Origin of the sequence: Sphingobacterium sp. R2 (assembly GCF_040760075.1) — a bacterium.
Classification (GTDB): Bacteria; Bacteroidota; Bacteroidia; order Sphingobacteriales; family Sphingobacteriaceae; genus Sphingobacterium.
In genome coordinates, this window is record NZ_CP142884.1 from 3091187 (window position 1) to 3110074 (window position 18888).

The window sequence follows — 18888 nt, forward strand, 5'->3', positions numbered from 1 at the left end:
TTTTGCAGCTGTAGATCATTTATGTTATCAATTTTTAAAACGTAAAGCCATGTAATGCATTGTCGATATTTAGGGTGGAAGTAATCAATAGGATTTATCCGATTTGACTACCCTATACCTACGTCTTCAATTTTTTAGTATGGACTTAAATTTTAAAAATGGATTCAACAAAATATGGTCGTACCTACCATTTTCCCTTTTCTCCGGGAACAAGCAGCGACGATCGTTTTAATCAGCATTATTGGACGGATATACAATCCTTCCATCAACTGTTATATACAGAAAAATTAGATGGTGAAAACAACTGTCTTTCACAAAGGGGGGTATTTGCGCGATCTCATGCAGCCCCAACTACTTCGCCATGGACGGCTCAGCTAAGGGAACATTGGGCCAGATTAAAAAATGATCTGGATGATTTGGAGTTTTTTGGTGAAAATCTTTATGCTGTACATTCAATCGAATATCGGAAACTAGAGCACTATTACTATATTTTCGCTGCTCGAATTAAAGATCGATGGCTTTCTTGGGAAGAAGTTACATTTTACGCTAGTTTATTTGATTTGCCCATGGTACCTGTTTTAAAACTCGAAAATGTAAAGGATCTGTCAGAACAGCAACTTCAACGTTCAGTCGAAAACTTGGCCATACAGCCCTCGGCGTTCGGATCTGTTGATGCTAAAACGGGACATATGTGTACGATGGAAGGGGTGGTATGTAGGAATGTCGACGCATATCCTGTTGGGAAATTTCACCACAACGTCTTTAAATATGTGAGAAAAGGACATGTGCAGACTGATGAGCATTGGACAAAATCATGGCGCAGAACAAAAATGATTTGGGAAAGGAGGGATGATAATGGAATGGACGATAGCAGTAGATAAGGACTGGTCGACCTTAGAGAATACATTCTCTTGGGTGAAGGATATGGGAAAGGTACAGCAGGATCCTTGGCATCATGCAGAAGGAAATGTAGCAATTCATACACAAATGGTTCTTCAGCAGCTTCAAGAGCTACCTGAATACCAAAAGCTGGACCGGCAAAAACAGGAGTTGATCTGGGCTTCGGCCTTGTTGCATGATGTCGAAAAAAGATCCACCACCATCATCGGATCAGATGGCCGTATCAGTTCGCCAAATCACGCTAAAAAAGGGGCGAAAACCACACGGGAGATTTTGTTTCGTGATGTGGAGACTCCTTTCGTCATACGGGAGCAAATTGTGTCTTTGGTACGCTACCATGGTTTGCCATTATGGCTTATGGAAAAAGTTGATCCAATGAAAAGTGCCCTAGAGGCTTCGCTCGCTGTAGATATGAGTCAGCTCAAACTATTGGCTGAAGCAGATGCCAAAGGTAGATATTGTCGCGATCTGGATACACTGCTTTATGCGTTGGATATGTTTGAACTGTATAGCAAGGAGGTTGGCTGCTGGAATGGGCCTCGGCCCTTTTTAACAGACAATGCTCGATTTACTTATTTTAATGGAAATGGCAACTACGTCGATTATGTTCCTTTTGATATGTTTAAATCTACAGTAATCGTGCTTTCAGGGCTGCCAGGGATGGGTAAAGACTATCATATTCAAAAAATGAATGCAGATATCCCCGTTATTAGCCTGGATGATATCAGACGCAAATATCGAATTGATCCCACTGATAAAAGGAGAAATGGATGGGTCATACAAGAAGCAAAAGAACAGGCAAAAAAATATTTGCGCTGTGGACAAGATTTTATCTGGAATGCCACGAATATAACTGCCCAAATGCGTCAGCAGCTGATCGATCTTTTTGTTGGCTACAAAGCCTATGTTAAATTATTGTATATCGAAAAACCCTATCAGGTATGGCGAACACAGAATAGAGATCGAGAATATCCATTACCTGATGCAGTCTTAGATAAAATGCTCGGTAGTTTGGATGTTCCTCAGCTCACAGAAGCTCACGAAGTTCAGTATGTCATACAGTAAATAGCATCTTAACAAAGGGTATCTTGAAATTATCCTTTGTTAAGATATGAACAATTCCTATTTACTGTTTCAATTTTTGATTTAACAGTGGAACAAGTTCCTCAATCCGGATATTGATCACATCCATGTCGATCCATAGATGAGCTGGCTTTGTAATAAGATTACGATCGATAAAGCTTAAGAGATTTATAACACGGTTTGTTTTTTGTTTTCGTAGCAAGGAAGATTCTTTTAATTTTATAAATATAGAGGATGTTCGATATAAACCAGTTACAAAACAATCGATGTCCGTCCACGGAATTGGTTGGGGTACTAATGCGCTGTTGTTTACGAGCATGTCTTGACCTATCGTGAGTGCTGCTATCCCTTTTCGATAGCGGTTCATTTGTTGTATTCTGAGGTGAAATACGCTTGCTGCTGCTAGTGCCCACACCGTCGAAGCCAATTTTAACATTAAATCTTTATGTAACCATGCATAAAGCGTAACGACTATAGCGAAAAAACAAAGCGCCATACTTATGATAATTTTCCCTCTGTTAAAATGAATTTTGATCATTATTTTTTTATAAGCATATAAACTCTGTTAAAAATAGGCGAAGACTATCTGCTGCAAAACGGCTCTTTATGTTCTGTGCCCATTTTGAGATACCTTTTATAAATATAAGCAGTAAAACCGGTCGAATCTCTTGGCAATTATTATTCGCAGCTGTTGAGTGATTATCCGCAATATATCAATTTATGTTGTCAGTACTTCTAAATTAAATGGCATTGAAATAGATTTGAATATATCTTTTTTAGTCTAATGAATAGTAGTTTTGCTTGAAGAATAAATTGACATAATGTTGGTAAATCTCAAGCAACATTTAAAGAAACTTATCGATGTAGATCTGATCCAATTAGCCGAAATAATGGGTTATTTTAGGACAAAAACGCACCTCATTTTGCAGCGTATTCCGCCACATTCAATTGCATCATTTCTAAGCTTTACACTCGAATATCTAAGTGATCCGATAAACAATAAATCCGCTGAATGCGCCGTTAAAATTAGCGGCAACTAAAGACTAGTAACATTGTTCCGAGTCAGCAACACGGAAGGGATTAATTCTGAATTGAAGGTTGTGCTCTTTTGCATAGTCATGCACTAATTTTTCGAATTTTTCCATAGCACTCCCTTCGGAAGCAGCAAAACAATGCAGGTTTAGTTCAAGCGGTTTTTCTGAGGTTGCTGGATCGATGCGCAGTCGTTCAACTTCCGAGAGAACAACCGCGAAAGAAGTTTTACAAATCTCAACATCTAGATGCGTACCTATTAATTGTGATGAAATGCTATAATAAGAATTTTTATTTTGGATTTCTTCTTGAAAAGGATCTAAATATGTCGTAATGATAGAGCGATAACCATATTTAGCATTACCAAAAAACTGATCAATATATTCCTGTGCTTTTTCATATGTTGAGAAGACACCTTCGAGATTAGTGAACAAATCTGGATCTTCCCTTACTTCTTTTGAAACTACTGTATATACCTTAATGAGGTTGGTTGTCATATTTCGTATGCTACTTTTTGTACATTAAGTAAGTTTTTCTGCAAAAAAAACTAATTTAGAATTTTATCCATCATCGATTGTAAGATAAAATCATCGTTTTAAAATAAAAAATTTCCTCTACTAATTTGTAGCCTGTTTTAGATCAGGTGCTTGTGCTTTAAAGTTGTGTATAATTTTCGTATTATCCAAATATTTTACCGATTGTTTTCATTTACGCATATTAAAGATTATCATATCACCAAATTCGCCCTCCAGCACACGAAATCGATATCGAACGCAGCTTGCTGATCAGCTTCATTTTTGCATATTGACACAAAAGGAACACGTCAACGTTTTAAATAAACTCGTTATCAGCTCTCAAAAGGAACAATCTAAAAGTGCGATTTAAGAAGCTTTTTTACACTTCATCTTTTAACCTAAAGATATAGCCTATACACTTTTACTTTTGCATGGAACAAGCTTTCTTTATATAGATTCAAACGTTTTCGTAAATAAATCATATCATTTGGTTCATTTCACTTATATTAATTAATATCTTGTTTTGCCAATTCAATTCAATTGAAACGAATAGCCCATATCTAAATTAGGATAAATGTGGGGTAAACTTGTTATGATTTACAAACCAATGATGAATAAATAAACCGGGTCGATAGACTCTAGATTAAATGATAAAATGAGAAGAAACACACTATTTAAATCTGTTTTAGTGGCAGCTATGGTCAGCAATGTTGTATTGGCCTATGCCCAGGCAGGTAAGAGTAATGACAAAGGTTGGACAAACCTTTTTGATGGAAAGACGCTAAATGGCTGGAAAACTGTTGGAGGAAAAGCACCCTATTCTATTGAGGGAGATGCTATTGTTGGGCGAATGACAAAGGGTACCCCCAATTCTTTTTTAATTACTGAAAAAGAATACGGTGATTTCATATTGGAGCTTGATATTAAACTTGAAGGGAAGGAAACTAATTCAGGTATCCAGACTAGAAGCCATCTCGATCCAAAAGCCAACGATGGACGAGGGCGTGTATATGGACGACAAGTGGAGATTGACCCATCCGGGCGCGCGTGGACGGGTGGAATATATGATGAAGCACGTCGCGGATGGATTTATCCTTTAGATTTAAATGAGAATGCAAAAAAAGCATATAAAGCAGAACAATTTAATCATATCCGAATAGAGGCCATCGGCGATGAGCTGCGTACTTGGGTCAATGATATACCAGTGTCGTACGTTGTTGATACTATTGATAGAACGGGGTTTATCGGACTTCAGGTGCATAGTATTCCGGCGCAATTGGATGGAAAGAAAGTTTATTTTAAGAATGTAAAAATAAAAACAACTGATCTTAAACCAAAAGGTTTTCCTAAAGATGTATATATCGTCAATCTGAAGCCCAATGAAGTGGTGGATGCTGAAAAGAAAAAGGGTGTTAAACTCTTATTTGACGGTAAAACCAATAAAGGTTGGCGTAGCATACATAGCGATAAGTTTCCAGAACGGGGCTGGGAAGTCAAGGACGGACAAATGACTGTACTAAAATCTGACGGTGGAGAATCAACGAATGGTGGAGATATTGTCACAAAAGATAAATATGCTGTGTTTGATCTTTCATTTGAATTTAAGCTTAGTCCAGGTGCAAATAGTGGTGTGAAATATTTTGTCACCTTGAAAGAAAAATCAAAAGGATCGGCTATTGGCTTGGAATACCAAGTGCTTGATGATGCTTTGCACCCTGATGCGAAATTGGGTAGGGATGGAAACCGGACGTTGGCCTCCCTATATGACCTCATTACATCCAATCGTGATGAGCGTGCACGCAGACCGATCGGTGAATGGAATAGGGGTAGAGTTGTTGTTACAGCAGATAATAAAGTGGAACATTATTTAAATGGCATCAAAATGCTATCTTATGAACGGGGCTCCAAAGCGTTTAAAGATTTGGTTCAAATCAGCAAGTATAAAGACTGGGAGAACTTTGGCGAAGCTCAGGAAGGCTTTATTCTTTTGCAGGACCATGGAGATCGGGTCTCCTTTCGCAGTATAAAAATCAATACACCCAATTAAGACTAACTACTCTTTATGAATCATTATTTATCGCGCAGAAGCTTTGTTAAGCATTCCGTTATTGCTGCAGGAGCTGTTATGTTGTCCGACAGTGTCTTAGGAAAAGTCAATCTGGCCAAACCGAATGAACGTGTTAATCTTGCCTGCGTTGGATTAGGCAATAGGGCAGCAGAAATCATTAAAGAACTCTATAAAACTGGACTCTGTAATATCGTAGCATTATGTGACGTGGATCTTGGCGCTAAACATACACAGGAGATATTGGGTATGTTTCCTGACGCGCCCCGATTTAAGGATTTTAGGCTGATGTTTGACAAAATGGGAAATCAGATCGATGCTGTAAGTATAGGAACTCCTGATTTCTCTCATTTTGCGATAACGATGCTTGCATTGGATTTGGGTAAACACGTTTACGTGGAAAAACCAATGGCAAGAACATTCCTTGAAGTTGAGCTGATGGCAGATAAAGCTCGGAGAAATCCGAAACTTGCTACCCAAATGGGAAACCAAGGACACTCCGAAGCAAATTATTTTCAGTTTAAGGCTTGGAAAGATGCGGGCATTATTAGAGATGTTACGCGCATAGATGCGCACATGAATATGCCGCGCAGATGGCATGGCTGGGACGTGAATATGAAGGGCTTTCCTGCCGCGGAGATGATACCCGAAACGCTAGACTGGGATCTTTGGCAGATGCAGACTATTGGTCACAATTATAATAAAGATTTTGTCAATGGACAATGGCGTTGTTGGTACGATTTCGGAATGGGCGCTTTGGGCGATTGGGGGGCTCATATATTGGATACAGCACATGAATTTTTAGATTTGGGACTCCCAACCGAAGTCTCAGCGGTAAAGCTAGAGGGGTATAATTCGTATTTTTTTCCGATGTCTTCCACCTTAAAATTTCATTTTCCAAAAAGGAAAAAAATGCCTGCAGTAGATATTAATTGGTATGATGGATTAGATAATTTGCCCCCTATACCCGAAGGATATGGGGTATCCGGACTGGATCCTAATATTCCTCCGCCAAGTACAGGGAAATTAGAGCCCGCTAAATTAAATCCAGGAAAGATTATTTACGGAAAAGATCTGATATTTAAAGGTGGTTCGCACGGCAGTACGCTTCAGATTATTCCAGAAGCGAAAGGCAAAGAAATGCAGGCTCGTTTACCGGAAGTGCCAACATCACCATCCAACCACTTTGCTAATTTCTTAAAGGGTTGTAAAGGTGAAGAGAAGACGCGTTCGGCTTTTGAAATTGCAGGTCCTTTGAGCCAAGTGTTCTGTTTAGGTGTCATTGCACAGCGATTAAACAGTAAATTGATACTGAATACACAGACAAAGGAAATTGTCAATGATAAGTTTGCCAATGCACTCTTAGCTGGACCTCCACCTGCAAGAGGCTGGGAACAGTATTATAAGATGTAAAGAATCGAAGATTGAACATAGAAATGAAGGGCAATGTTAAACGTTGCCCTTTTACGTTAATAAAAGCTTTGTTCTTATCCTATGATTTACCTGTCATCAATACATTTAAATGAGTGAAAATAATAATAAGTGGGAAGTCTGGATGTAGAGAGAAGAATTAGACCTATTTTGACGTGCTGGTGAATTAGGAACTGTTACGATACTTCAGCCCCCAAAAAAAAGGTTTTCAAACGGGGAGAATGAAAACCTTAAATAACCAATTATAAACCTAAATTATGATGATACAAATGTAAGTGTATTTTCTACACTATGCAAATTTATTTTAAAATAATTTGATGTTCTTTAAACGAATTGGAAGAAGTCATTATTTTTACATTATCAAAGCTTTGTTTTTTTACAAATTTTCACGACTTATACATGGTGGTACATGAATAGTTGAAAACAACATCTAGATATTTATATGGAAAATTTAGAAGTTTGGATGCGTGGACCTATTGCTGGAATTCCCGCTCTGTTGCAGCCTGTTGCACATACACTTTTGCAGGTTGCAGAGGATGTTTCAACCTATACTGGTCAGCTGTCTGCACAACAACTTTGGATAAAGCCCTGTGGGAATGCCAGTATAGGTTTTCACTTACAGCATATCACTGGAGTGATCGATCGCATGTTTACTTATGCTAAAAACAAACCCCTAACGGACGAACAATTGGATTACCTCCATAGAGAAGGCAAAGAAAATGTCGATGCAAGTCCCGCATCTCTTGTCGAAAACTTACATGAACAGGTCAAAATAGCCTTACAAATGCTAGCTTTAATCGATTCGAATACATTGACCGAGCAACGTTTTTTGGGAAGAAAGCGCATCCCCACCACATTGATAGGACTGTTGTTTCATGCTGCAGAACATGCCCAGCGTCACGTTGGCCAATTGCTGGTGACGGCACGTTGTCTTCCCCCCATTTCCCGCGTTCCTCGATGATCGGTCTGAGCTGATAATCAAGTTCGGTCAGTTCATACATAACCCGTCCTGGTACCTCTGTATATACGTGACGCTTTACCACTCCACGTTCTTTCAGTTTCCGCAGCTGTGGGGGCATCATGCCTCCGTTAATATTGGGTAAACATCCTCTGATCCCAGTATAGTGGGAACTTCCATTGATGGGTAGCAACATATTGTTAAAGTATAATCAATTTAGGTGATGCGAAGTATTTTATATCAGAATAGATCAAATTTTGATTGGGAATGCTCCTAAAACTTAGTGGACAGGATTGAAGAAGTAGGGGCGCTATGGATTATCGGACGATTAAATTGTAAATTTGTATACTTGTAAGATTCTAAGAGGAATTCATGATTTTTATCATCCCACATAAAACTAAACAGCGTATACTATGCAGATACTTTTAGTAGAAGACGATCGTCGCATTAGCAGCTTCGTCGTTAAAGGCTTAGAAGAAATGGGAAACCAGGTTATCTTGGTTGAATCTGCGGAAGCGGCACGTGAATGGATCAATGTCGATTCATTGGATATTATTGTACTTGATATTATGTTGCCTGGAATAGATGGCATACAGTTTACAAAGACAATCAGGTATCGAAAAAATCATATTCCTATATTGATTTTAAGTGCTTTAGGAGAAATTGAAGATAAAGTCGAGGCCTTAGAAAGTGGAGCTGACGACTATCTTGTTAAGCCCTTTTCTTTTAAGGAATTGGTAAGCCGTATTAAAGCGTTGGTACGGAGGGACAATTATAAAAATGTACAAAATGATAGTCGTATAGAGATCCGCGACTTAAAGGTCGATCTTGAACGCTACGAAGTATTCAAGAATGGTAAAAATGTTGATCTATCTCCCAAAGAATTTAAGCTATTGAAGTATCTGATTGAAAATCGCAATAAAACTCTTTCGCGAACAGCAATATTACAGGCTGTTTGGGGCATTGATTTTGATAATAATACCAATGTAGTAGATGTGTATGTTTCTTATCTAAGAGGTAAGGTCGACACTGGTCATGTGGCTTCCATTATCAAAACAGTGAAAGGTGTGGGGTACATGCTTACAACGGACTGATTATGAATTTAAAGATTCGGCTTACACTTTTTTCGACGTTGGTATTCACCATCATTTTCGCACTTGCAACCGTAGTTATTTACTGGATGTTTTATAATTCATCTGAACGACATCTAGTAAGCTCGCTGGAAAAAAATGCTAAGATTGCGGGTATTTATTACCTAGAAGCGGATGAACAGAGTCCATTAAAGCATTTGGAATCTAAAAATCAATATGAAAGTTTGGTCAAACGTGCTATGGTAGCAGTTTACAATGCCGCAGGAAAAGTAAGTTACGGTGGTATGCGGTTCGATAGTCTGATTACTAAGGATTTATTAAGCCAGCTGAAAAAAGATAAAACAATCTATTTAAAAACAGAAGATAGCTTTTATTTTGGGTTGTATTATCCCGATAATCAAGGCGATTTCTTTGTGTTTGTAAAAGAATCAAGTGCTGACTTTGATCATCAATTAAATCGTTTGCTCATGACACTTGTCCTTGTATTTCTTGTAGCATTGATCAGTATTGCCCTGTTGTCAGTTTGGTTAAGTAAGTATGCCTATCTGCCCATTCGTAAAGTGATCCAGGAAATTCAGCACAAGGATTTAAGTACTATCCAAGAGCCCTTGACAGGTATAAACACCAAGGATGAGCTGCAAGATCTTATTGAAAGTTATAATGCTCTTCTGCGGCGGATTAGTGAAAACATGATTATTAGAAAGAACTTTGTAAGTTATGTTTCACATGAATTTCGAACGCCTCTGGCAGGTATACTAGGGTCAATGGAGGTTTTCGGGGCAAAAGTGAGAAGCGAAGAAGAATATCGTGAATTGGCTGAAACTATTACCGACCATGTCAATTTTCTTAATCAGCTTATAGGTAATTTTCTTTTACTCACAGATGATCAGGCCGTGAAACGTTCCCAAGAACTTTTTCGGATCGATGAGGTGGTTTGGGATCTTGTACCTAAGCTTTCCCGATCGTTCACTGCGCCTTTAAAGATTGATGTAAAGGTCGATGAACCGCAATATTTTAATTTTTGGGGAAATAAGATGCTTGTCACACTTTCTATCTCCAATTTAATAGAGAATGCACTCAAATATGCAAATGGGCAAGAAGTACTTGTCCAAATGACAAATGCAAATGGCAGATTGTCTTTGCAGATTATAGACCACGGCATTGGCATTCCAGCAGCCGAACTGGAGTCTGTAAAGCAGACTTTTTATCGTGGCTCTAATGTAGGTAACGTCAAGGGCAGCGGTATAGGTCTTTCTTTTGCGCAAATTGTGTTTAAGGATCAAGGGGTTGACTTTGATATCCATTCAACCGATTTGGGTACAACGGTATCGCTACTATTCCCTAAATTCTAACCGTTTTCTAATCTCTTCTAATCAAACTTTAATTTCCCCTAAAGTTACCTGTAATCCTCGCCAGTTAGTTTTGTAGAAATTCAAAATTAGGTGAGAAAACTACAGATTACATTATTGCTACTACTAGGCCTGAATAGTAAGCTATTTTCACAGGAAGCCGGAGAAAACCGTTTACAAAAATCGGAGATAGAACAAATTTTCCTGGCCCATAACCTGAACTTAATGGCTCAACGTTTTCATATGCAACAAGCCGAGGCAGCTGTGCTTCAGCAAAAGTTGTGGCCCAATCCAACGATCTCAATTTCTGAGTTCAATCTTTGGAAAAATTCCTCCAGCGAATCGCTTCCAGCGTTGGTCGGTAATTACGGTAAATATCAACAGGTGTCGGTCGAATTGGAACAGACCATTGAAATGGCTGGTAAACGAAAGAAAAGGGTGCAACTGCAGCTGCTTGAAAAAGAGAATGCGCAGCTTCAGTTCCAAGAATTGTTGCGGAACCTGAAATATGATCTTCGGAGTCAGTGTCTCGAATTACAGATCTTGCAGGAGAAAGAAAAGTTATATGGTAATCAAGTCAATATCTTTCAGACATTGGCTCAATCCTATCAAAATCAATGGAGAGAAGGTAATGTAAGTGAGATGGACTACCTCAGGATTCAAAGTGAATCTATCGCGTTTGGGAACAAATTGAATGAAATTCAACAGGAGAAAATTGAAAAAATGAATGCAGTTGCACAATACCTCGGGAATAAGGGAGCTGCACTCACAATAGCAGATACGATTGACGTGCCACATTTTTTGCAGGGAAAAAAACAGGAGTGGAAAATGATGGCCCTTGATAATCGAAGCGACTATAAAATCGTCCAAAACGAATTCAAGAAAAGCGATGCTCAGCTGAAAATAGAAAAGGCAGAACGTATTCCGGATTTGAAGGTATCAATCAATTATGACCGCGGTGGAAATATTATGCGTGATTTCGTAGGGTTGGGGGTGGCTATGGATCTTCCTTTATTTAATCGAAATCAGGGCAATATCAAAATCGCTAAACTGGAACTTGAGAAAAATAAAGTAGAAATCGAGCAATTTCGTATCGACATCGAACGCGAAATTGATTTCCTTTCGGCGCGCTTGACCAATCTTGAAGCGAGTTTGAAAACGATGAACACAGGGTTTGATCATAATCTGGATGTAGCGCTGGAGCGCTATGTACGAAATTTTCAAGAGCGAAGATTGACCATTGTTGAATTTATAGACTTTATCAATAATTATATGGAAAATAAGGAATCGATATTGGAGCGTAGGGTCAAATACCTACAGTATAAAGAAGAGTTGATGTATTTAATCGGAAAGGATATTGTCTAATGAAAAGAAACTTATTGATGCCATTGACCTTGATGTCCATCTGTGTAATTTGGGGATGTCAGTCAACAAAGAATGAAGAGCAGGCTATCCTGTCAACCAAAGGTTTCTGCCTTAGTGCTGATTTCAAAAACCAAATCAAAATTGATTCTATAAAGAAGAGGGCGGTATCTGAACAGATTGCTTTGAATGGTGTGATCCAATACGATCAGGATGAACTTGCAGCGCTGAAGAGTCCGATACCTGGTATCGTACAGTCTGTCTCGTTCAAAATGGGTGATTACGTGGAGAAAGGACAGGTTCTCGTGTCGCTCAAAGGCACATCAGTCAATGATTTAGGAAAGGAGCTGCGTGAACTCGAAAATAGTAAGCGCCTGACGGAGCGTAAATTGGAAAGTCTGCACAGCCTGCTGAAAGATGGTATGGCTTCTCAACGCGAACTGGAAGAGATGGAAAGTGAACTGAAAGCCATAGAGATCGGAATTCGCAATGTAAAGGCCAATATGAATCTGCTCAATGGGTCATTAGAAAACGGTATGTTTTACATCCGTGCGCCTAAAGCTGGTTATATTGTAGATAAAAAGGTGAGCCCCGGTATGACAGTTGGTGATGATACGGAGTTACTGTCGGTTAGTAAACTGAATGAAGTATGGGTTTCGGTCAATATTTATGCAAATAACCTGCCTTTTGTAAAAAATGGTGCTTCTGTCAAGGTCACAACATTAGCTTATAAAGGAGAATCTTTTGAAGGTTACATTGATCAAGTAGCGAATTTTTTTGATCCCGATGAACGTGTTGTTAAAGCGCGTATAAAATTGTTGAACAAAGACTTGAGATTAAAGCCCGGGATGAGTGTAGACGTATTGGTAGAAAAAGCCGTGTCTGGACAAGAAGAGCACATGTTGGCAATACCCAAAGATGCAATTATCCTTCACAACAATCAGAATTTTGTAGTTCTCTACAAGAATGATTGTGATTTAGCTGTAAAGCCAGTAGACATTGTTGCTGAGAATGAAACCTATGCTTTCATCAAAACAGGAATGGCTGAGGGGGATCAGGTGGTGACTGAAAATGAGCTAATTGTATTTGATGAATTGATAAATAAATAGGATGAAGAAAGTTGTACAAAATATTGTTTCATTCTCATTGAAACACTCCTTGGTCGTCCTTTTTTTTACGATGGCATTGTTATTTGGCGGTATATATGCCTATTTACATACACCCATTGAAGCTTTTCCCGATGTGACCAATACAAGGGTTAGGATTATCACGCAATGGCCGGGACGCAGTGCTGAGGAAATAGAAAAGTTCGTCACACTGCCAGTGACCAAAGAAATGAATACGATTCCAAAGAAAACGGATGTTCGCTCAATATCACTATTTGGTTTATCTGTTGTAACAATTCAATTTGAAGATGGTGTAGCAGACTTTTACGCACAGCAGTATGCAGGTAATAAAATGCGTTCTATTGAATTGCCAGAAGGTGCTGAAAGTTCGATTGAACCACCCTCTGGCGCAACAGGAGAAATTTTTCGCTATGTGGTGAAGAGTAATCTTCCGATTAAAGAGGTCTCTGCCATTCAGGATTGGGTGATTGAACGCGAACTCGTTGGTGTGCCTGGAGTGGCAGACGTAGTTAGTTTTGGGGGCGAGGAAAAGATTTATGAAATAAAAATCAATCCAACAGAGCTGGCCAATTATAACCTTTCGCCGTTGGATGTATATGAGGCCGTATCGCGGTCAAATATCAACGTGGGCGGAGATGTTATCCAAAAAGGTAATCAGGCCTATGTGGTACGAGGTGTCGGTTTGTTAGATAAAATCGATGATATAGGCAATATCTTAATTAAAGTGGTGGGTAATACACCGATACTAGTGAAGCATGTCGCAGAAGTAGAATTAGGGGCCAAGCCTAGGCTCGGTCAGGTAGGTCTCAATCAAGAAGATGATCTTGTCCAAGGAATTGTCATTATGCTTAGGGGAGAAAATCCATCTGCAGTCGTGACAAAGTTAAAAGAAAAAATAACGGAACTGAATGAACGTATTTTACCCGAAAATGTCAAGATTGAACCCGTCATAGATCGTACGAAATTGGTGAACAATACCGTACATACAGTCTCTAAAAATCTGATAGAGGGGGTCCTGCTCGTTTCGATCATCGTCTTTATCTTTTTAAACAACTGGAAGACAACTTTTATCGTAGCATCTGTTATTCCATTGGCCTTCCTATTTGCGATTATTTTATTGAAAATACAGGGGCTGCCTGCAAATTTGATCTCCATGGGAGCCCTAGACTTTGGACTGCTGCTCGAAGGTACGCTGGTCATTGTAGAAACTGTTTTCGTGTCTCTGGAAAAAGAGGCACATCGGCTTGGGACAGCACGTTTTAATAAGATATCAAAGTTAGGAATTATCAAAAAAAGTGCAGGTTCAGTAGCCGGATATATCTTTTTTGCCCTGTTGATTTTAATCGTTGCGTTGACTCCCATCTTCTCTTTTCAAAAGGTGGAAGGAAAGATGTTCTCACCATTGGCTTTTACACTCGGTTATGCTTTGTTGGGTTCATTGATCCTGAGTTTGACCTATGTACCCGCCATGTGTAAATACTTGCTGAAAAAAAATATCAAAGAGGATGAAAATAAGATCACTAAAGTTAGTCGTAATGCCATTTTTAAAGGTTTTAAGAGAGCTTTTGATCATCCAAAATGGACGTTATCTATTTTTGTCTGTGTGTTGTTAGTTTGTATTGTTCGATTTAGCCACTATGGTTCTGAGTTTCTTCCTAAATTGAATGAGGGAGCAATTTATGTTCGTGCAACTCTACCCAACAGTGTCAATCTGGAAGAATCGGTCAAATTAACCAAAACCATGAAAACAAAATTGATGAAGCAGTTTGATGAGATTGAGTTTATTATGACGCAGACAGGTCGCCCCAATGATGGAACAGATCCAACAGGTTTTTTTAATATAGAATTCAATATTGAATTAAAACCTCAGGGTGAGTGGAAACGTAAACTGTCAAAAGAGAAATTGATCGGTCAAATGCGGGATAGCCTACAGACTTTTCCTGGAATCAACTTTGGTTTTAGCCAGCCGATTCAAGATAATGTAGAGGAGTATGTAGCAGGAGTAAAAAGTCCACTAGTGATCAAAATTTTTGGTGAAAACTTACAAGATTTAGAAAATAAAGCTAATAAATTTGCAGAGTCACTTAAAAAGGTGGATGGCATCACAGATGTCAATGTTTTTAAAAATATAGGCCTTCCTGAGTTGCGTATCCAATTGCATGATTCAAAGATGGCAAAATATGGTGTTTCAACCAAAGATGTACAGTCTGTTATTGAAATGACTATTGGTGGGCAATCTGTTACACATTTCTACGAAAATGAGCGGATTTTTGATGTTCGCCTACGCTTCCAAAAATCATATCGTGATAATCCAGAAAAGATCGGAAATATCATCATTCCGACAATGAATGATCAGAAAGTCCCACTACGCGAGATCGCAACAATAGATTATCATACCGGCCCGGCTTTTATTTATAGAGAAGGTAATTCCCGTTATATTGGCGTTGGTTTTAACATTGAAGGACGAGACTTGGGAAGTACTATTGCCGATGCAAAAAAGCAGATAGATAAGGATATTCAGTTGCCTAAATCCTATAAAGTGATATGGGCTGGTGAATTTGAAAGCAAAGAACGGGCAACCAAACAGTTGATGAATGTCGTTCCTATTTCTTTGATTTTAATTTTGTTATTACTTTATGCCAATTTCGGCAATGTAAAAGATACACTGATATCATCGCTGACCCTCGCCTTTGCATTTATTGGCGGATTTATTTCCTTGTGGGGCACCGGAACAACTTTTGGGATTTCGGCAGGCATTGGATTTATTATTCTTTTTGGTGTAGCGACGATTGACGGTATTGTTTTAATTGGAGTTATGAAAGAAAATCTGTTGTATAAAATGAGTTTAAAGCCTGCTATTTATGAAGCTGTAAAGAGCCGTATACGACCCATTTTAATGATCGCTTTAATGGGTGCAATGGGATTATTGCCAGCGGCGCTTTCCAATGGAATGGGATCCGAAATTCAAAAGCCACTAGCGATCATGATTGTGGGCGGATTAATTATGTGTATGATACTGTCCTTTTCAATATTACCAATAGTTTTTTATTACGCATATAAGAAGGAGAGCAGCGATTAGTTACCCATTTTTAATTATTATATACGATACAAAGGTTGCCTGTTAGACAGTGCAACCTTTGTTGGTTAAAGCCATCGCGTCCCCCATGAATTGAAAATATACTTTTTATAGCCCATTTTTTGTAAATTTTATTATAAATGTTGAACTTACATTTGAGTTTTTCATGCCGAATTGTATCTTAAAATAGTTACATCTCCTGCTAAAAAGAATTCCATGTCGCCATTTAAGTTAAAAAGCCCTTCTTCAGCTTTGTCAGGGATAATTTTTACTGGAAAAGGTCAATATTAGGTCAGTGTTGATTAATTCATAAGAAGACTGTATATCTTATTTCAGATAGATTTGTGATAAAGAAATAATAAAATATACGCTATGGCACAATTTAAATGGGAAGGAATTTACCCTGCAATGTTATCTCCATTTGATGAAAATGGAAATTTGGATTTTGATATGTTTGGTAAAAACATTGAAGCACAATTGGATGGAGGTGTTCACGGTCTAATTATCGCTGGATCGTTGGGAGAGGCAAGTGTTTTAAGTACGGAAGAAAAATATGATTTATTGACATATGCGTTGAAACTTGTCGATGGACGTGTACCTGTGTTGCTAAATATTGCAGAAAATACAACCGCTGCTGCGATCAAAGTAGCTCAGACCAGTGAAGAGTTGGGCGCAGATGGCTTGATGTTATTGCCACCGATGCGCTATAGAGCAGATGACAGAGAGGCCGTTGCTTATTTCCGTGCTGTTGCACAAAGCACCAAACTTCCAATTCTAATCTATAATAACCCTGTTGACTATAGTACTTATGTGTCATTGGATATGTTTGAAGAACTCTTATTAGAACCAAATATTCAGGCGGTGAAAGAGTCTACACGCGATTTGACCAATATCACGCGTTTGAAAAATCGTTTTGGAGATCGATTAAAGATTATGGCTGGTGTAGATACATTAGGGCTCGAGTCTTTGATGTTAGGGGCTGATGGTTTAGTTGCTGGACTGGTCGACGCATTTCCAAGAGAAACCGTCGTCATGTACGATCTTGTAAAAGCTGGCGAGTACAGTAAAGCTGTAGAAATATACCGGTGGTTTATGCCTTTATTGGAATTGGATATCCATCCTAAATTGGTCCAATATATTAAATTGGCGGCGACGGCAGAAGGAATTTCAACACCCTATACACGCGCTCCTCGATTACCATTGATCGGTGAGGAAGAACAACGGGTGAAGAAAATTATTGCAGATTCAATCGCAACTAGACCACAACTATAGGGGCTTTTCTGAACTTTCTGGAAGAAGGTTTAGAAAGTTTCCTTTTTAGGTCGGTTAATAATAGACACAAAGAACCTTCTTATTTATATTCAAGTCATAAGGATGAAAATATAGGGAAGGTTTTTATTGATTTTTGAAGATACTACTAACAATAACAACAAAAGGAATGGATAGAACGGAAAATGATATTGATTACGTCGTAAAACAGGCGGAGGCTGGATATCAGTTTCTTCAGAAAACTGATGTCACTGAAAGAGCGGAATTAATGTATGCTATTGCCGCTGAGATTGAGGGATTGGGCGAAATATTGATTGAAACAGCTCATCTGGAAACGGCACTTCCTTTGGCAAGGCTGCAAGGGGAAAAGGCGAGAACTGTCAATCAGTGGCGTAGGTATGCCGATGCCGTCCGCACAGGTTTATACAGTGAAGCTCGGATAGATCGGGATCCAAATGGCCAATTTGATTTAAGGAAATATAACAAAGGACTCGGTCCCGTTGTCGTCTTTGGCGCAAGCAACTTTCCTTTTGCTTTTTCAACGGCAGGTGGGGATACAGCAAGTGCCATTGGTGCAGGCTGTTCGGTTATCATAAAAGCGCATCCCGCTCATCTTAAAACCTCGCAATTAATGGCTGACGCTATTGATCGTGCGGTTTCAAAACAGGGCGTTCCAACTGGTGTTTTTAATCATGTGGTGTCGGATTCTTTTGATACTGGGCAGCAGTTGGTTCGCCATAGCTGTGTGAAAGCGGTCGCATTTACAGGCTCTTTTCATGGCGGTAAAGCCTTGTTTGATCTTGGACAGTCAAGAACCGATCCTATTCCGGTATTTGCTGAAATGGGGAGCGTAAATCCGGTTTTTCTTTTACCGGATTACCTTGCTAACAATCTTGAAGCATTTGCAAAGCAATATATTGCCTCATTACTTTTAGGTGTTGGTCAATTTTGTACCAATCCAGGTGTTTTGGTAAGTGTCGCAAGCCAACAGCTGAATCGACTTAAAGCAGAGCTGAAAAAAGAACTTCAAGCTACCGCCACTGGTAAAATGCTGCACGCAGGAATTTTGGATAGCTACAACCGTTTAAAAGAGCAAATGATTCAATACGATGGTGTTCGTATATTGGAAGAAGGGCAGGATAATACAGCGCAAGAATTTGCGCAGGCAATCCTTCTAGAAACGGACGCAAGTGAAGTTTTGGCTAATCCTAAGTTATTGGATGAAGTCTTTGGACCTTTTGGGCTAATTATATCCTGTGCGGATCTCAACGAAATGAGACAGGTAATGGAGCAGCTTGCAGGGCAGATAACCATCACTTTCGCGGCATCGACGCATGATATTGGCGAATGTCAGCATCTTTTTGCGTTGGCACAGGATAGATGCGGAAGGCTTTTATTCCAGGGTATGCCAACGGGCGTGGAAGTACAATATGCGATGCAGCATGGTGGCCCTTTTCCAGCAACCACAGATGCGCGTTTCACTTCTGTCGGACCCGATGCCGTAAAGCGTTTCCTCCGACCTTTTAGCTTTCAGAATTGGCCAAATGAATTTTTACCTAAAGAATTGCAAGATGGAAATCCATTACAAATTGACCGTTTGGTCAATCAGCAATGGACAAAAGCATAATTT

At 39.1% G+C, this 18888-nt stretch carries 15 protein-coding genes and 1 pseudogene; 13 read left to right on the top strand and 3 right to left on the bottom strand.

What is annotated here, in order from left to right:
* Nucleotides 1–158 precede the first annotated feature (158 nt).
* Together VXM68_RS12780 and VXM68_RS12785 are read left to right on the top strand one after the other, a co-directional pair.
* The gene (locus VXM68_RS12780) at nt 159–881 is read left to right on the top strand and encodes an RNA ligase family protein (protein ID WP_367208925.1); all 723 of its coding nucleotides are present in this window, start codon (nt 159–161) and stop codon (nt 879–881) included.
* Nucleotides 856–1965: an AAA family ATPase gene (locus tag VXM68_RS12785; protein ID WP_367208926.1), complete on the top strand. Its 1110-nt coding sequence runs from the start codon at nt 856–858 to the stop codon at nt 1963–1965. The genes VXM68_RS12780 and VXM68_RS12785 overlap by 26 nt, the downstream gene beginning before the upstream one ends.
* Nucleotides 1966–2026: 61 nt before the next feature.
* On the opposite strand, the gene VXM68_RS12790 is transcribed toward VXM68_RS12785, so the two are convergent.
* Nucleotides 2027–2521 (bottom strand): hypothetical protein, encoded by a 495-nt coding sequence (locus tag VXM68_RS12790; protein WP_367208927.1) that lies wholly within the window; start codon nt 2519–2521, stop codon nt 2027–2029.
* A 283-nt stretch (nt 2522–2804) separates the two neighbouring features.
* On the opposite strand from VXM68_RS12790, the gene VXM68_RS12795 reads away from it, so the two are divergent.
* Nucleotides 2805–3023 (top strand): hypothetical protein, encoded by a 219-nt coding sequence (locus VXM68_RS12795; RefSeq protein ID WP_367208929.1) that lies wholly within the window; start codon nt 2805–2807, stop codon nt 3021–3023.
* Between the two features lie 3 nt (nt 3024–3026).
* Here VXM68_RS12795 and VXM68_RS12800 read toward each other — a convergent pair whose 3' ends face one another.
* The gene (locus VXM68_RS12800) at nt 3027–3512 is read right to left on the bottom strand and encodes a hypothetical protein (RefSeq protein WP_293955440.1); all 486 of its coding nucleotides are present in this window, start codon (nt 3510–3512) and stop codon (nt 3027–3029) included.
* 673 nt (nt 3513–4185) lie between these two features.
* Between VXM68_RS12800 and VXM68_RS12805 the strand changes: the two genes are divergently transcribed.
* From VXM68_RS12805 to VXM68_RS12815, 3 genes are all read left to right on the top strand, one after another.
* Complete coding sequence (locus VXM68_RS12805) at nt 4186–5577, top strand: DUF1080 domain-containing protein (protein ID WP_293955438.1); 1392 nt, start codon at nt 4186–4188, stop codon at nt 5575–5577.
* A gap of 15 nt (nt 5578–5592) precedes the next feature.
* Nucleotides 5593–7008 carry a Gfo/Idh/MocA family protein gene (locus VXM68_RS12810; RefSeq protein ID WP_367208930.1) on the top strand — a complete coding sequence of 472 codons (1416 nt, stop codon included), beginning with the start codon at nt 5593–5595 and terminating at the stop codon, nt 7006–7008.
* 460 nt (nt 7009–7468) lie between these two features.
* Entirely contained in the window at nt 7469–7987 is a 519-nt protein-coding gene (locus tag VXM68_RS12815; protein WP_294349076.1) for a DinB family protein, read from the top strand.
* A 19-nt stretch (nt 7988–8006) separates the two neighbouring features.
* On the opposite strand, the pseudogene VXM68_RS12820 reads toward VXM68_RS12815, so the two are convergent.
* A pseudogene (locus tag VXM68_RS12820) lies at nt 8007–8180 on the bottom strand (winged helix-turn-helix transcriptional regulator); the annotation flags it as partial.
* 217 nt (nt 8181–8397) lie between these two features.
* Here VXM68_RS12820 and VXM68_RS12825 point away from each other — a divergent pair.
* The 7 genes from VXM68_RS12825 (at nt 8398) to VXM68_RS12855 (ending at nt 18885) form a co-directional block, all read left to right on the top strand.
* Nucleotides 8398–9078 (top strand): response regulator transcription factor, encoded by a 681-nt coding sequence (locus VXM68_RS12825; protein ID WP_293955432.1) that lies wholly within the window; start codon nt 8398–8400, stop codon nt 9076–9078.
* A gap of 2 nt (nt 9079–9080) precedes the next feature.
* Nucleotides 9081–10427, top strand: coding sequence for an ATP-binding protein (locus tag VXM68_RS12830; protein WP_367208931.1), 1347 nt, complete (start codon nt 9081–9083; stop codon nt 10425–10427).
* A 90-nt stretch (nt 10428–10517) separates the two neighbouring features.
* Nucleotides 10518–11789, top strand: a complete 1272-nt coding sequence (locus VXM68_RS12835; RefSeq protein ID WP_294184639.1) for a TolC family protein — start codon at nt 10518–10520, stop codon at nt 11787–11789.
* On the top strand, nt 11789–12895 hold the full coding sequence (locus tag VXM68_RS12840; RefSeq protein ID WP_367208932.1) for an efflux RND transporter periplasmic adaptor subunit: 1107 nt from the start codon (nt 11789–11791) through the stop codon (nt 12893–12895). Before VXM68_RS12835 ends, VXM68_RS12840 begins: the two co-directional genes overlap by 1 nt.
* 1 nt (nt 12896) lies before the next feature.
* Nucleotides 12897–15992 carry an efflux RND transporter permease subunit gene (locus tag VXM68_RS12845; RefSeq protein WP_367208933.1) on the top strand — a complete coding sequence of 1032 codons (3096 nt, stop codon included), beginning with the start codon at nt 12897–12899 and terminating at the stop codon, nt 15990–15992.
* Nucleotides 15993–16361: 369 nt separating this feature from the next.
* On the top strand, nt 16362–17261 hold the full coding sequence (locus tag VXM68_RS12850) for a dihydrodipicolinate synthase family protein (protein WP_293955422.1): 900 nt from the start codon (nt 16362–16364) through the stop codon (nt 17259–17261).
* A gap of 166 nt (nt 17262–17427) precedes the next feature.
* Nucleotides 17428–18885, top strand: a complete 1458-nt coding sequence (locus VXM68_RS12855) for an aldehyde dehydrogenase (NADP(+)) (protein WP_294184631.1) — start codon at nt 17428–17430, stop codon at nt 18883–18885.
* Nucleotides 18886–18888: the final 3 nt, after the last annotated feature.

Excerpts from the sequence above, each read along its gene's own strand:
- VXM68_RS12780 (WP_367208925.1), top strand. The coding sequence starts at position 159 with ATGGATTCAACAAAATATGGTCGTACCTACCATTTTCCCTTTTCTCCG.
- VXM68_RS12785 (WP_367208926.1), top strand. The coding sequence starts at position 856 with ATGGAATGGACGATAGCAGTAGATAAGGACTGGTCGACCTTAGAGAAT.
- VXM68_RS12790 (WP_367208927.1), bottom strand. The coding sequence starts at position 2,521 with ATGATCAAAATTCATTTTAACAGAGGGAAAATTATCATAAGTATGGCG.
- VXM68_RS12795 (WP_367208929.1), top strand. The coding sequence starts at position 2,805 with ATGTTGGTAAATCTCAAGCAACATTTAAAGAAACTTATCGATGTAGAT.
- VXM68_RS12800 (WP_293955440.1), bottom strand. The coding sequence starts at position 3,512 with ATGACAACCAACCTCATTAAGGTATATACAGTAGTTTCAAAAGAAGTA.
- VXM68_RS12805 (WP_293955438.1), top strand. The coding sequence starts at position 4,186 with ATGAGAAGAAACACACTATTTAAATCTGTTTTAGTGGCAGCTATGGTC.
- VXM68_RS12810 (WP_367208930.1), top strand. The coding sequence starts at position 5,593 with ATGAATCATTATTTATCGCGCAGAAGCTTTGTTAAGCATTCCGTTATT.
- VXM68_RS12815 (WP_294349076.1), top strand. The coding sequence starts at position 7,469 with ATGGAAAATTTAGAAGTTTGGATGCGTGGACCTATTGCTGGAATTCCC.
- VXM68_RS12825 (WP_293955432.1), top strand. The coding sequence starts at position 8,398 with ATGCAGATACTTTTAGTAGAAGACGATCGTCGCATTAGCAGCTTCGTC.
- VXM68_RS12830 (WP_367208931.1), top strand. The coding sequence starts at position 9,081 with ATGAATTTAAAGATTCGGCTTACACTTTTTTCGACGTTGGTATTCACC.
- VXM68_RS12840 (WP_367208932.1), top strand. The coding sequence starts at position 11,789 with ATGAAAAGAAACTTATTGATGCCATTGACCTTGATGTCCATCTGTGTA.
- VXM68_RS12845 (WP_367208933.1), top strand. The coding sequence starts at position 12,897 with ATGAAGAAAGTTGTACAAAATATTGTTTCATTCTCATTGAAACACTCC.
- VXM68_RS12850 (WP_293955422.1), top strand. The coding sequence starts at position 16,362 with ATGGCACAATTTAAATGGGAAGGAATTTACCCTGCAATGTTATCTCCA.
- VXM68_RS12855 (WP_294184631.1), top strand. The coding sequence starts at position 17,428 with ATGGATAGAACGGAAAATGATATTGATTACGTCGTAAAACAGGCGGAG.